Source organism: Parasegetibacter sp. NRK P23, from assembly GCF_023721715.1.
Taxonomy (GTDB): Bacteria; Bacteroidota; Bacteroidia; order Chitinophagales; family Chitinophagaceae; genus Parasegetibacter.
In genome coordinates this window covers 1-12,402 of sequence record NZ_JAMDLG010000023.1, presented here as the reverse complement: position 1 = coordinate 12,402, position 12,402 = coordinate 1, and the positions used below count along the sequence as shown (strand labels likewise).

Annotated in this window: 15 protein-coding genes; 6 read left to right on the top strand and 9 right to left on the bottom strand. The window is 43.4% G+C overall.

Annotation, left to right across the window (positions count from 1 at the left end; all coding sequences use genetic code 11):
• The first annotated feature begins 3 nt into the window (after positions 1-3).
• The 3 genes from M4J38_RS18890 to M4J38_RS18880 are packed head-to-tail and all read left to right on the top strand — an operon-like array spanning position 4 to position 3,991.
• A complete protein-coding gene (locus M4J38_RS18890; RefSeq protein WP_251761370.1) occupies positions 4-1,827 on the top strand; it encodes a sodium:solute symporter family protein in 1,824 nt (607 codons plus the stop codon).
• A gap of 25 nt (positions 1,828-1,852) precedes the next feature.
• Positions 1,853-3,043 (top strand): glycosidase, encoded by a 1,191-nt coding sequence (locus M4J38_RS18885; protein ID WP_251761369.1) that lies wholly within the window; start codon positions 1,853-1,855, stop codon positions 3,041-3,043.
• A gap of 24 nt (positions 3,044-3,067) precedes the next feature.
• A complete protein-coding gene (locus tag M4J38_RS18880) occupies positions 3,068-3,991 on the top strand; it encodes a tyrosine-type recombinase/integrase (RefSeq protein ID WP_251761368.1) in 924 nt (307 codons plus the stop codon).
• 3 nt (positions 3,992-3,994) lie between these two features.
• On the opposite strand, the gene M4J38_RS18875 is transcribed toward M4J38_RS18880, so the two are convergent.
• Both M4J38_RS18875 and M4J38_RS18870 read right to left on the bottom strand, forming a co-directional pair.
• Positions 3,995-4,621: a viroplasmin family protein gene (locus M4J38_RS18875; protein WP_251761367.1), complete on the bottom strand. Its 627-nt coding sequence runs from the start codon at positions 4,619-4,621 to the stop codon at positions 3,995-3,997.
• Between the two features lie 44 nt (positions 4,622-4,665).
• A complete protein-coding gene (locus M4J38_RS18870) occupies positions 4,666-5,409 on the bottom strand; it encodes a TIR domain-containing protein (RefSeq protein WP_251761366.1) in 744 nt (247 codons plus the stop codon).
• Between the two features lie 134 nt (positions 5,410-5,543).
• Here M4J38_RS18870 and M4J38_RS18865 point away from each other — a divergent pair, with 134 nt between their 5' ends.
• Complete coding sequence (locus M4J38_RS18865; RefSeq protein ID WP_251761365.1) at positions 5,544-5,873, top strand: transposase; 330 nt, start codon at positions 5,544-5,546, stop codon at positions 5,871-5,873.
• A gap of 22 nt (positions 5,874-5,895) precedes the next feature.
• The gene (locus M4J38_RS18860; RefSeq protein ID WP_251761364.1) at positions 5,896-6,780 is read left to right on the top strand and encodes an IS3 family transposase; all 885 of its coding nucleotides are present in this window, start codon (positions 5,896-5,898) and stop codon (positions 6,778-6,780) included.
• 51 nt (positions 6,781-6,831) lie between these two features.
• Here M4J38_RS18860 and M4J38_RS18855 read toward each other — a convergent pair whose 3' ends face one another.
• From M4J38_RS18855 to M4J38_RS18835, 5 genes are all read right to left on the bottom strand, one after another.
• Entirely contained in the window at positions 6,832-7,308 is a 477-nt protein-coding gene (locus M4J38_RS18855; RefSeq protein ID WP_251761363.1) for a hypothetical protein, read from the bottom strand.
• Between the two features lie 162 nt (positions 7,309-7,470).
• Entirely contained in the window at positions 7,471-8,424 is a 954-nt protein-coding gene (locus M4J38_RS18850; protein ID WP_251761362.1) for a Fic family protein, read from the bottom strand.
• 193 nt (positions 8,425-8,617) lie between these two features.
• Positions 8,618-9,007: a type II toxin-antitoxin system VapC family toxin gene (locus M4J38_RS18845; protein ID WP_251761361.1), complete on the bottom strand. Its 390-nt coding sequence runs from the start codon at positions 9,005-9,007 to the stop codon at positions 8,618-8,620.
• The gene (locus M4J38_RS18840; RefSeq protein WP_251761360.1) at positions 8,992-9,219 is read right to left on the bottom strand and encodes a hypothetical protein; all 228 of its coding nucleotides are present in this window, start codon (positions 9,217-9,219) and stop codon (positions 8,992-8,994) included. Before M4J38_RS18840 ends, M4J38_RS18845 begins: the two co-directional genes overlap by 16 nt.
• Before the next feature lie 183 nt (positions 9,220-9,402).
• The gene (locus tag M4J38_RS18835) at positions 9,403-9,585 is read right to left on the bottom strand and encodes a SymE family type I addiction module toxin (protein WP_251761359.1); all 183 of its coding nucleotides are present in this window, start codon (positions 9,583-9,585) and stop codon (positions 9,403-9,405) included.
• Between the two features lie 94 nt (positions 9,586-9,679).
• Between M4J38_RS18835 and M4J38_RS19730 the strand changes: the two genes are divergently transcribed.
• The gene (locus M4J38_RS19730) at positions 9,680-9,901 is read left to right on the top strand and encodes a helix-turn-helix domain-containing protein (protein WP_251761346.1); all 222 of its coding nucleotides are present in this window, start codon (positions 9,680-9,682) and stop codon (positions 9,899-9,901) included.
• 256 nt (positions 9,902-10,157) lie between these two features.
• On the opposite strand, the gene M4J38_RS18825 is transcribed toward M4J38_RS19730, so the two are convergent.
• Both M4J38_RS18825 and M4J38_RS18820 read right to left on the bottom strand, forming a co-directional pair.
• Positions 10,158-10,997, bottom strand: coding sequence for a lipopolysaccharide assembly protein LapB (locus tag M4J38_RS18825; RefSeq protein ID WP_251761358.1), 840 nt, complete (start codon positions 10,995-10,997; stop codon positions 10,158-10,160).
• A gap of 165 nt (positions 10,998-11,162) precedes the next feature.
• Entirely contained in the window at positions 11,163-12,167 is a 1,005-nt protein-coding gene (locus M4J38_RS18820; protein ID WP_251761357.1) for a YhcG family protein, read from the bottom strand.
• Positions 12,168-12,402 lie beyond the last annotated feature (235 nt).

Below are 12,402 nucleotides of genomic sequence, written 5' to 3'. Positions count from 1 at the left end.
CGCATGAAACTCCAACCCATCGACCTTGACATCGTTGTTTCCTACCTCATCCTGATGGTGATGATCGGCTGGCTCATGCGCAAACGTGCCCGCGTGAACAAAGAGAGTTACCTCATGGGCGGAAAAAAACTGCCCTGGTACATGCTTGGACTGAGTGACGCTTCAGATATGTTCGACATCAGCGGCACGATGTGGATGGTGGCCCTGTGCTTTGTGTACGGCCTGAAAAGCATCTGGATTCCCTGGTTGTGGCCGGTCTTCAACCAGGTATTCAACATGATGTTCCTGGCCAAATGGCTGCGGCGGTCCAACGCCAATACCGGTGCGGAATGGCTCGCCACCCGCTTCGGCACCAGCGGCAGGGGTGTTCGTGCCTCGCACAACATCACCGTTGTTTTCGCATTGCTCGGCTGCCTGGGCTTCCTGGCCTACGGCTTTATAGGGTTGGGTAAATTCATGGAAATTTTTATTCCCTGGAACCTGGTATCCGCTTATGTTCCGTTCGAGGTGAGCCCAGGGTATGTTCCACATTTTTACGGTATCGTGTTCACCCTATTCGCGATGTTCTATTCCATATTGGGCGGCATGCACAGCATTGTATTGGGCGACGTGATCAAATACATTATCATGACCGCGGGCTGCATCGTGATCGCCGTGATCGCCATGAAACACCTGCATGGAAATGAGTTGCGTGTACCCGAAGCATGGCGCACACCATTTTTCGGCTGGGAACTGAACATGAACTGGACCGGCATATTGGAAGACGCGAACAGAAAGATACAGGAAGATGGCTTCGGCCTGTTCGGTATTTTCTTTATGATGATGCTTTTCAAAGGAATTTTTGCAAGCCTTGCAGGCCCGGCGCCCAATTACGATATGCAGAAAATACTTTCCACGCGTTCGCCTAAAGAAGCATCTAAAATGACAGGATTCGTATCCATCGTATTACTTCCGATCCGTTACTCGATGGTGATTGGCCTTACCGTATTGGCGCTGCTGTATTTTCCGCAACTGGGGATATCCGCTCCGAACGGAACGGATTTTGAAAAAATCCTGCCTGCAGCCATCAACAATTTCCTTCCCGCAGGTTTACTCGGCCTCGTACTTACCGGGTTGCTCGGCGCGTTCATGGGTACTTTCTCCGGAACACTTAACGCAGCACAGGCGTACATTGTAAACGACATCTACCTCAAGTATGTTCATCCGCAGGCATCCAACAGGCGCATTATTTACATGAATTACCTGATGGGTATTGTAGTGGTAATCGCCGGTATTGTCCTGGGCTTCTTTGCGAAAGATGTGAACAGTATACTCCAATGGATCGTGGGCGCACTCTACGGTGGGTACATCGCCGCTAATGTGCTGAAATGGTACTGGTGGCGCTTTAACGCGAACGGATTCTTCTGGGGCATGATGGCGGGCATCGCCGCGGCACTTGTATTCCCGCTGCTGTTCGACGGGCTGCCGCTTTACAAATGGCCGCTACTCTTCCTCATCTCCATCGCCGGCTGTATCATCGGAACATACACGGCCCCACCTTCTGATGAAGGTACACTAAAAGCTTTTTACAGCACCGTGAAACCCTGGGGCTTCTGGAAGCCCGTGCACGATAAAGTAATGGCTGAAAACCCGTACTTTATTCCCAATAAAAGATTCGGAACCGACATGTTCAATGTACTCCTCGGTATCATCGCCCAATGCTGCCTGACATTACTACCTATGTATATTGTTCTGGGTATGCAGGCGCCACTCTGGGCCGTTATTCTTATCCTTGCCGTTATCATCTTTATCCTGAAAAGAACATGGTGGAATAAACTGGAAAACTAAATGTATCACAAGCAAATGAAGTTTTATGAGCGCCGATTTTGAAAGCAGGCTGAACATGTTGCACGGGGAGTACGAGAAGCTCATCAACCGCCCCAATGTGAAAGAGGAACACGGAAACGGTGTGTTTTACAGGTACAGATATCCGGTACTAACGGCGGCGCACACCCCCATTTCCTGGCGGTACGATCTGAAAGAAAACAGCAATCCCTTTCTCATGGAACGCTTCGGGATCAACGCGGTTTTCAACGCCGGCGCTATAAGATTCGATGGAAAATATATACTGGCGGCCCGTGTGGAAGGCGCCGACCGTAAATCATTTTTCGCCCTGGCAGAAAGTGACAATGGTACAGAAGGCTTCAGATTCCGCCCCTTCCCGCTTCTGTTACCGGAAACCGTTCATCCCGATGTGAACGTATATGATATGCGCCTTACACAACATGAAGACGGATGGATATACGGACTTTTCTGCACGGAACGCCGGGATACCTCCGCACCGGTTTCCGACCAGTCTGCGGCTATTGCCCAATGTGGCATCGTCCGCACGAAGGACCTCGACAACTGGGAACGCCTGCCCGACCTGGTTACGCCTTCGGCACAACAAAGGAATGTGGTCCTTCATCCTGAATACGTTCATGGCCAGTATGCGTTCTATACCCGTCCCCAGGACGGATTCATTGAAGCGGGAAAAGGTGGTGGCATCGGGTTCGGCCTGTGCCCAGATATCAGATCACCGCATATTGAGAAGGAAACGGTAATTGATCCCAGAATCTACCATACCGTTTATGAAGCGAAGAACGGCCTTGGTCCGGCACCGCTTAAAACCCCAAAGGGATGGCTGCACCTGGCCCACGGTGTACGGCACACCGCCGCCGGACTTCGTTATGTGCTTTATCTATTTATGACCGCATTAGACGATATTACCAGGATCATCCATAAACCAGGGGGGTATTTTATGGCGCCGGAAGGGGAAGAAAGGATTGGAGATGTTTCGAACGTACTGTTCTGTAACGGATGGATTGAAGATGAAGATGGCCGCATATTGATTTACTACGCCTCCTCAGATACAAGGATGCATGTGGCGGAGACCACTATGGAGCAATTGATAGATTATGTAACGAATACGAAAGAAGATACTTATACGAGTGCAGGTTCGGTTCGATCTGTATTAAAAATTATTACGGAAAACGAGGCTGTATTCAGCAAAAGTATGTTCTAATCGAAGGCATACCGTTTCAGAGAAATGCAATATCCTAATCCTACTATCGTCTACGGGCGACCGAAAAACTATGTACCCATTATTGAACGCGCATGTATAAACGTAAGCGGGTTTGCTGCGTTGTACAAGGAGATGGAGCGTGCGATCAGTGTGTCAGGCAAAAGCAAGAGTACGCTTACCAATTATGCGCGTCAACTGGCGCACCTGGCGCTTCATTATGAAACACTTCCCACTGATCTTGATGCGGATCAGGTAATGGATTACCTGCACCAGTTGTTGCAAAACAGATCACTTTCTGTATCCTTCTTTAAATTTACCGTATTCGGTATGCGTTTCGTTTGTAAACTTCGCGGACTGGAATACAAGCAATTCGGTCTGCCGGAGATTGAGCGGCCTAAAAAACTCCCTGTAGTATTGAATGGTACGGAGGTAAAGCTACTGATGGCGGCCTGCACACAACTAAGGAACAAACTCCTGATCGGACTTTTATATGGCTGCGGGCTTCGTTGCAGCGAAGTGCGTCAACTCACCATTGCAGACGCTGACCTTGAGCGCAGGATGCTGCATGTTCGTCAGGGCAAGGGCAGTAAGGACCGATACGTTCCCCTTGGAAATATGATTGTTCGCGGCATTGCTGCACACCTGTCTGCCGAAAAACCAGTCAAATATCTTTTTGAAGGGAAAACAGGAGAGCCTCTCTCACAACGAGCGACCCAAATGGCTGTAACTCAGGCGGTGAAAAAAGCCGGTATTCATAAACCGATTAGTACGCACACCCTTCGTCATACCTATGCCACGCACCTGTTGGAACAAGGGCTTGATATCGTAACCATTAAATCTTTGCTGGGACATTCGAATATAGAAACCACGATGGTTTACCTGCACATCGCCCGTATTCCCCCAAGGACGGCATTTAGTCCGCTGGATACACTTTACGACCAGCATTGAGCGTTATTTTCTTCCAAAATCCGCCGGATTTTCGCCCCATGCTTTTGTTTCCCATTTCAGAATCTGGTTGGGGTAATCATGCTCTCTTAACCATTTCTCCGCACGATCGATCATATCGAACAAGGTTTTGTTCTTTGCACTTCTTGTGTGGTTGGTGCGTGCTTTTTTCTCTTTCACCCAGCCTATCGCATTTCTACTGTCTGAATAGATTGGAAGATCCGTTCCATTTTTACGGCACAGCGCGAGTGCGTGTACGATTGCCAGAAACTCAGCGATATTGTTGGTACCATCTTCCAGTGGTCCCACCTGAAACAATTTTTCCCCGGATCCGGTATGTACGCCCTGGTATTCCACCATTCCTGTGGCGGTATTCCAGGCACCATCTACAGCGATGCTTTCCTTCAGGGGCATGCCTATACGTTCTAACACATCATTCGGGAGTTGCGCTGTAATTTTCTTCCCGATATAGTCATCGCTTTTATTTTGTAAGGCTTGTTCCGCGAGTTCCAGCGAGGGGAAGGATTTATATACTGCATTGGGAAAACCATCTATCTGCGCTTTACAATCATTCCATGAATCAAAAATGCCTTTGGTTCTGCCTTCCCACACCACGTAGTACTTTTTTTTCATAGATTATCTTTAAGCAGAAACGGGTTTTATTCACAAAGCAGGCTTTAATAAAGGGCTCTCTCTGCTTTTCTTGCATCAATTTCAAAGCCTGATGACCTTAGTCTTTCAAGGAGTTTGTAACATACTTCACGTATATGCTCTTTAAATTCGAGGTAAAGAATACCATTGGCGTCGGAGGGAATTTCCAGATCGCCCTTTTTGAGTATAACTGTATTCTTTCTCCCTATAGCAGCGATAAGCATTCCCATTTCGAGGACAACGTTCTGGCGGGCCCGAGGCCGGGTATTCTCCTGCCCTTCTGATTTTGAATAACCAAAATCATCTGGCGTGAGCAGTACGATACCAAAATTAGCAGCACCGTTTTTTCCTATCTGCGCTTCCAGTGCTTCGATGATGGTGAGCCCGCCACCGCTGGTGTTCGCGAGTACAAATGGTTCCAGCCCCAGCTTTAGGAGCATAAGTTCCATTTGTTCTTTCGAGGCTATATCATGGCCATGAACAAGGAATATTCTTCTTAAATCATTTACTTCGGGAGAAGGATAAACAACCCTGTTTTTATCTTCGATAAAATCACTGAGGGATACTGTTTCGAGCAGCGCCAGTATTTGCTTTTTTGCACTGGGTGTTCCCTGAACAAGTATGGATCCGGTAGAACTGTACCATTGGATGATACCACCATTTATTGTTTTAAATCTTGCGCCTTCAGGGAATTCTTCCCATCGTCCGGGCAGGTTGAGTGAGGTGATAGCTGTTTTAAAATCTTCTGGCGGGCCATAGAATTTATTCATAGCGAGAAGGTTTAGCAAGAAATGGATGCAAATTTAGGAAACTTTATAGTCCACGCAAAACCTAATAATGTCTTAGCCCCCTAAATATCCGGACTGATTTTTCAAATCAGTTTAGAACGTAAATTTAGGTTGTTATGAGCATTACACGAAGCAGTTGGAGCATTGAACAGAAGCTCCAGATCATTCAGGAGGCCGACGAGTATGGCCTGACAGAAACATTACGCAAACACAACGTAGCCCAGTCTCTTTTCCATCGCTGGAAGCGCGAGTTCAACCGGAACGGGGTGGACGGCTTAAAGCCAAAGTACCGCACGGTCTATCCGGCAATTCGTAAACTCCAGCAGGAAAATGAACGTCTGAAACGCATCGTTGCCAATCAGGCGCTGGAGTTGGAGTTTAAGACCGAGCTTTTAAAAAAAGCCATTGAACCAACAGGATGCCAGAAGCTGTATACAGCTCTTTGAAAGTAAGATAAAAGTTAGTCGGATGTTGCGATGGACAGGCATCAGCAAGAGTAGTTATTACTACAAGCGCAGTACCGGAAGGCGGGGCCGCCTTCCTTCCACGCACACCAACCTGCTCGATGGCTCTACTATTGGTAACAACAGTGTGGTGATTGCCATCAAGTTCATGCTAGGTATGGAGTTCAGTGACTACGGTTACCGAATCATGACCAGCTATCTTCGCCTGGAAGGGTTTATTATCAATGCCAAGAAGGTGTACCGGCTGATGGGTGAACAGGGCTTGCTTTACAATAGCAAAATCCAGGTTCACTCAGCAAACAGGAAATTTGTTCAGTATTACACCCAGCAGGCTGATGCTCCGATGCAACAGCTGTGCATGGACATCAAATACCTTTATATCCATGGTGCAGGTCGGAACGCTTTACTGCTGACCGTGCTGGACGTTTATAGCCGGAAGATACTGGGACAGCTTCTGGGTTGGCGGATGCGCAAGGAGCAGGTGAGGTGGCTGCTAAGTCAGGTGCTACAAAAGCAGCCAGCCAATGGCATTACCCTCCGCAACGACAACGGCAGTCAGTTCATCGCAAACATGGTCAGGGATTACCTCAAGGACCAGGGAGTAAGCCAGGAGTTCACCCATGTGGCAACGCCGGAAGAAAACGCCTTCATAGAAGCATACCATAGCATTGTCGAAAGAACGATTGAGCGCCGCTACCAATTTGAATCCATTTACGACGCCGGTCTGGTGATGTACCGCTGGAAGGAACACTACAATGACCGCAGGCTCCATGGCAGTCTAGGCAAGAAAACACCGCAGCAGGTCTGGGACGACTATTACGTGGGTTTTGATCCTCTTAGGCAACCATCAGCCGCAAAGCCGGAGGCGGGGCAAATTTGCCGAAAGTAGGAGTAAAACAATCAAAAAAAGACTAACCAATATCGAACTTTTGTCCAGTTTTTAAGGGGCCGAGACAATTGCTTCTAAAATCATGCTCTCGTCACGAAGTAAATATCCAAGATCTTCAGCTACCACATTTTTATTTTTTGCTTTCGCCAACCCATCTCTTAAAACGTCAATTCCAACTTGAGGATTTTCTTTTGCGAAATATAGTTCATAGTTACCAAAACAGTCCGACGCAACTGCCGGAATTACTGACTGATTTTGCTCGTCCACGTTTTCAACGAATAAATGTCCGTTTGAGTTCATTTTCACAACAGTCCCAGCGACTCTTTCCGGTGTCAATATTAAAAGGTAACAATCAACAGTCTCGCCTACTGAAACCTGAAATGCTTTAACAAAATAAGTATTCTCGTCTTCCGGCAAAAGCCCTAATGATGTCGGCTCAATAACCCAATCAAGAATATTATCATCGACCTGATTTAATACCACAAAAATTTCAGTCTTAATATCAGAGTAAATGTCCTTTATCTTCATTTTGATGTCAAATGGCTTTGCCCATAACGGAAAGGCTTTGCGATGGGCGGGAGCTTGGAAACATTCACAGTCTTGCCGAGATTGAATTTACTTAGAAAACTAAACATCACGTTTACCGTCTTACCCGGCTATTGCAAAACTACTGTTAGGCACAGTATTTCATTATTTTCTTCTGTAAGTCGTCTTATTCAAACTCCCAACCTTCTCTAACAAACCTCGCTCAATCCCCTTTTTAAGGTCTCGACTTGCCGTTGCTGAAGAAATGTCTTTAAATAAGCTCATATAATCCTTTCTCGTAAACTCCATGGGTCCATTTTCCAGAAAGTATGCTAACCGGTCTTCGTCTGTTAAAACTCGACCTTTGTAATTTAAAAGTCCAGACAACGAATTATTGATCACTTTAAGCATATATTCTATGAATAAAGTTGACTTGCCAGTCTTATCGCTTTCTGATAATGATCTGTAATACTCGCCCTGCGTCTGGCTGATTAAAGTCTCGAAGGGCAGATATTCAAATACCGGATAAGAATTCATTAATATCAAAGTTTGCCAAAGCCGACCCATTCTGCCATTGCCGTCCAAAAATGGGTGAATAAATTCCATTTCATAGTGAAAAACGCAGCTTTTTATCAATGGCAACTCGTCAGACCGTTTAACGTAAGTAAAAAGATCTTTCATGAGGAAAGGGACATTTTCATATGGCGGTGCTAAATGTTCAACCTGTCCTCCCTTCACAATTCCAACACTTTGCTTCCTATATTTTCCAGCCTCCTTAAGTAACCCTCTCATTAACACCTTATGAGCAGCCAGAAAACTTTTCTCAATGCCAGGATCATAGTTCTGCAGGTTGTCATATACCTCAATTGCGTTCAATACCTCAGTTACATCCTTTTGCGGTCCTATGATACGCTTGTTCTCTATCAAAGCCGTTATTTGCTCTTCGGAAAGCGTATTGCCCTCAATACTCAAAGAAGAATATATTGTCTTTATTCTATTCTGCTTTCGTAATTGAGGTGATTGTCGATTAAGGAAATTTGCATTTATTTCTCCAATTTTTTCTGATATCTCAGAAACAAGTCGGAGTATTTCACTAGTAATGTCGTAAGGAGGTGTCATGATAGCATCATTTGATACTATCAAAGATATGTAAATTTGGGTGTCGCCGAAATATTGTGCCTAACGTAAAGGCTTACTGATGGACGGGAGTTTAGAAACGTAAACAGTCTTGCCGAGATTGAATTTATTTAAAAACAGAACACCACATTACCCGTCTACCCGGCTATTCAGTAAACTAGTGTTGGGCGTTCGCCTAGCCTACAAGATCAAGTCCATCAATACGGTCAAAATGTTTTCTATTAAGTGTCGCTAAAGGGAGATTATTAGCAATTGCAGTGGCAGCAATAAAAAGATCCGGAATATCAATTTGCTTTCTTTTCCGTTTTAAGTCAGAATTTAAATTAACAGCAATCCGGGAAGCTGCTTTGTCAAACGGCAAAACCTGAATTTTTTCAAGTAAATTATCCCAAAATGACAATTGACCTAACAAAGCGCCTCTATAAATTTCATACTCTGTTATAGCAGAAATGCAATAGTCGTAACCTTGCTCAACAAGGGAAACAAGAAAAGAATTCGATTTATCTGTCTTCCTAAATAAATCAATTAGAACAGACGTGTCTACGACTATTATTTTGTTCGCCATTGGGAAATTTCCATTCTTGCTTTATCAATCTCATCAAGCTGCTTTTTATTAAATGTGGGTGCATTTAATAAAAAAGTCAACATATCAGGCGATTTAGAAGTAGAAGCAGCTTTCTCCTCCACTTCATTCTTGAGTCTAACCCATTGTTTTTTAGGCAGTTGTTTTACCAACTTAACCAACTGGTCGTAACCTATATCTATTTGCGCTTGCATAATGTCAAATGTAAGAAATTTTCCAAATAGGAACGGGGTAAAGGTGACGCCCAACGGCAAGGCTTTGCGATGGACGGGAGTTTGGAAACGTTCACAGTCTTACCGCAATTGAATTTACTTTGAAAATTGAAACATCACGTTACCCGTCTTACCCGGCTATTGCAAAACTATTGTTGGGCGAGATTAAGCGTCAAGTATATAAAATGTCAACTTATTATCCTCTGGTGCTACAATAATCTTTTTCCCTGTTCTAAAACCAGCCTTCTCAAGCCATTTACCAGAAAGTCTAATTTGAGCCACAAACGTGCAATCATAGGTCCTTTGCCTAATTTCAGAGTAAACCTTTGTCTTTCTCACTTTCTCCATCTTGTCAAATTTTATATGACAAATCTAGCGATCTTTCTTGAACTGTCAAATAAAATATGACGCTTTTATTTAGCAAATAAACCAAATTAGCATAGTGAATAAGATACAACTACAAACAAAAATTGGTCAGAGAATAATTGAATTAAGAACTCAAGCTGGCTGGAGTCAAGCTGACTTAGCAAGGGCTTGTAGTAAAGATCGTCAAGCAATTGAAAAGATTGAAAACGGCAAGGTGAATCCAACTATATTTTCCCTTTATGAAATTTCAACCGCGTTAAACATCCCTCTGTCAAAGTTGCTTAGCGGGATTCAATAAATGAGGAGCATTGCAAAAAACGAAATACTGTAATATCACAAACACCAAAAAATTTAGGTCTTCCAATATTTTTTCTTAGTCCAGAATAGAAAATTAAATTTTTGCTGTTCATAAATTTTCGCCCAACGGTACGGCTTACTGATGGACGGGAGTTTGGAAACGTAAACAGTCTTGCCGTGAATAAATTTGCTATAGGAAATGAACATCACGATTACCGTCTTACCCGGCTAGCAGTAAACCGATGTTGGCTGCCGTATTACTTGTTAATGTCTGCTTTCATATTATCAGCATACTTTGTCAGCATTTTATTTTCATTGGGCTGCCCTTGAAGTATCTCATACCACTTATTAAAATTAATCTTGTCCCTTTGTGTGTAATAGTACTGTAAGATATTATAGCAATTTTCAGCGTTATATTGCTTGTCTTTTAAGGTCTTTAGTGATGTTTGAAATTGATTTTCGGCTTTATCAACTTTGTTGTTTTTGGCAAGCGTGTAGATATACTCTTTGTTAACATATGCGTCTGCTGAATTAGTTTTTATTTCCTCTTCCAAAATCAATTCGGCTTTGTCATATTGTTTCAGGCAGTTGTAGGAAAATGAGAGTTCAACCGCAAGTCCCTTAAACTTTGGATTTATTTTTTCAGCCTTTTCTAAATACGTCAATGCTTTTGCACATTCGCCCCAGCCGTTATACATATAGCCCCAACGATAAAGTCGTTCAACAGAATTTGTATCAGTTTTGTAATATTTAAGCCATTGGGGAATTGGTTCAATTTTAAGTTCGTCAAATTTGTTGTCTGGTATGAATGCGATTAAAATGTTGTTTGGCTCAAGCCTAACTTTCATATTTGCACTGTCAAGTTTTTTTGGCAGAAACTCTCCTGAAGGTGATACTTTAAATGTTCCTTCGTAATTAAGCGTCAAACCTGCTTGTGGGTCAATATAGATAAAGCCATAAGCATACGCACTGTCTTTGTCTGGCTTAAACGCAACCCATTTGTCTTCACTTTGCACAAAGCGCTTGTCAAAATTTAATAATGTTTGAGCGCTTATTTTGGTCGTTAAAAGAGTTGCAAGGATTAGAAAGTATTTCATAGTTCTGAAGTGTCGATTAATATGGCAGCCAACGGTACGGCTTACTGATGGACGGGAGTTTGAAAACGTAAACAGTCTTGCCGTGAGTGAATTTCTTTGAAAAACTAAACATCGCGTTTACCGTCTTACCCGGCTATTAGTAAACCGCTGTTGCACGCTGGCTGGTCAATCCTTGTCAATAATATCTCGCACCTTCTGTTGTAAAAGCTCTTTGTCTGGTAAATACAACTGATATTTTGAAATAAATATTTTATTTGTTATCCCTCGAATAGCATATTCAACAAAAATATCGTCTTTATGAGCTGAAAGAATAATACCAATTGGAGGATTGTCACCTTCAACATTCTGTTCAATCTCATAATAATTGAGGTACAAATTCATCTGTCCTATGTCATGATGTGCAACCTCATCAATCTTTAAATCTATAAGCACGAAACATTTTAATATCCGATGATAGAATACCAGGTCAATATAGTGATGCGTATTATTCACAGTCACTCTCTGCTGTCTGCCAATAAAAGCAAATCCTTTCCCTAATTCAAGCAGAAAATTCTGAAGATTGTCTATGATTTTTTGCTCAAGATGCCGTTCGGACAAACGCTGGTCCTCAGGAATATTTAGAAACTCTAAAACATACGGGTCTTTTATTATATCCTCAAAGTCCTTTACTTTATGACCTTCTTTCGAGAGAGCCAACACACCCTCTTTGTCTTTACTTAGTGCGATCCTCTGATATAGCGCCGTGGATTTATGGCGTTTAAGTTCCCGCACAGACCAGCCCTCAGCTTCTGATTGCTTTTCATAAAATTGCCGCTCTAAGCCATCGTTAATCTTTAGTAATTCATAATAATGTGACCATCCCAATTTGTGTGACAGTGTCTCACAAATTGGGTAAGCCACATAAAATGCCCTCATGTAATGAAGATTTGAACGGGAAAATCCCTTTCCCAATCGAATGGTCAATTCTTTGGAAAGTTCAAGAAGCAATTTTGCCCCATATTCCGCCTTCAACTTTCCATCTTGCTCAAAATCAATGATATACTTACCAATATGCCAATAAGTATTTAAGATCTCATTATTGATCTGTTGAGCAATTTTGCTCCGCTTTGTTGCAACAAGGTCAGAAATATTTGCGACAAGCTTAGAATATTGCGTCCTGTCAAATGTCATATCAGTAGGTTCCTTTTTCACTCGCCGAAGATATGAATTCGCCGTCGAAATTTTAGCCTTTCGCCAGCCTTGGAAAAGCTTGCGTGCAACGGTACGGCTTACTGATGGACGGGAGTTTAGAAACGTAAACAGTCTTGCCGCGATGGAATTTAATTTGAAAAATGAATAACACGTTTACCGTCTTACCCGGCTATTAGTAAACCGCTGTTAGCGGTTCGTTGTTGTTTCCGTTTTA

Excerpts from the sequence above, each read along its gene's own strand:
- M4J38_RS18890 (WP_251761370.1), top strand. The coding sequence starts at position 4 with ATGAAACTCCAACCCATCGACCTTGACATCGTTGTTTCCTACCTCATC.
- M4J38_RS18885 (WP_251761369.1), top strand. The coding sequence starts at position 1,853 with ATGAGCGCCGATTTTGAAAGCAGGCTGAACATGTTGCACGGGGAGTAC.
- M4J38_RS18880 (WP_251761368.1), top strand. The coding sequence starts at position 3,068 with ATGCAATATCCTAATCCTACTATCGTCTACGGGCGACCGAAAAACTAT.
- M4J38_RS18875 (WP_251761367.1), bottom strand. The coding sequence starts at position 4,621 with ATGAAAAAAAAGTACTACGTGGTGTGGGAAGGCAGAACCAAAGGCATT.
- M4J38_RS18870 (WP_251761366.1), bottom strand. The coding sequence starts at position 5,409 with ATGAATAAATTCTATGGCCCGCCAGAAGATTTTAAAACAGCTATCACC.
- M4J38_RS18865 (WP_251761365.1), top strand. The coding sequence starts at position 5,544 with ATGAGCATTACACGAAGCAGTTGGAGCATTGAACAGAAGCTCCAGATC.
- M4J38_RS18860 (WP_251761364.1), top strand. The coding sequence starts at position 5,896 with ATGTTGCGATGGACAGGCATCAGCAAGAGTAGTTATTACTACAAGCGC.
- M4J38_RS18855 (WP_251761363.1), bottom strand. The coding sequence starts at position 7,308 with ATGAAGATAAAGGACATTTACTCTGATATTAAGACTGAAATTTTTGTG.
- M4J38_RS18850 (WP_251761362.1), bottom strand. The coding sequence starts at position 8,424 with ATGACACCTCCTTACGACATTACTAGTGAAATACTCCGACTTGTTTCT.
- M4J38_RS18845 (WP_251761361.1), bottom strand. The coding sequence starts at position 9,007 with ATGGCGAACAAAATAATAGTCGTAGACACGTCTGTTCTAATTGATTTA.
- M4J38_RS18840 (WP_251761360.1), bottom strand. The coding sequence starts at position 9,219 with ATGCAAGCGCAAATAGATATAGGTTACGACCAGTTGGTTAAGTTGGTA.
- M4J38_RS18835 (WP_251761359.1), bottom strand. The coding sequence starts at position 9,585 with ATGGAGAAAGTGAGAAAGACAAAGGTTTACTCTGAAATTAGGCAAAGG.
- M4J38_RS18825 (WP_251761358.1), bottom strand. The coding sequence starts at position 10,997 with ATGAAATACTTTCTAATCCTTGCAACTCTTTTAACGACCAAAATAAGC.
- M4J38_RS18820 (WP_251761357.1), bottom strand. The coding sequence starts at position 12,167 with ATGACATTTGACAGGACGCAATATTCTAAGCTTGTCGCAAATATTTCT.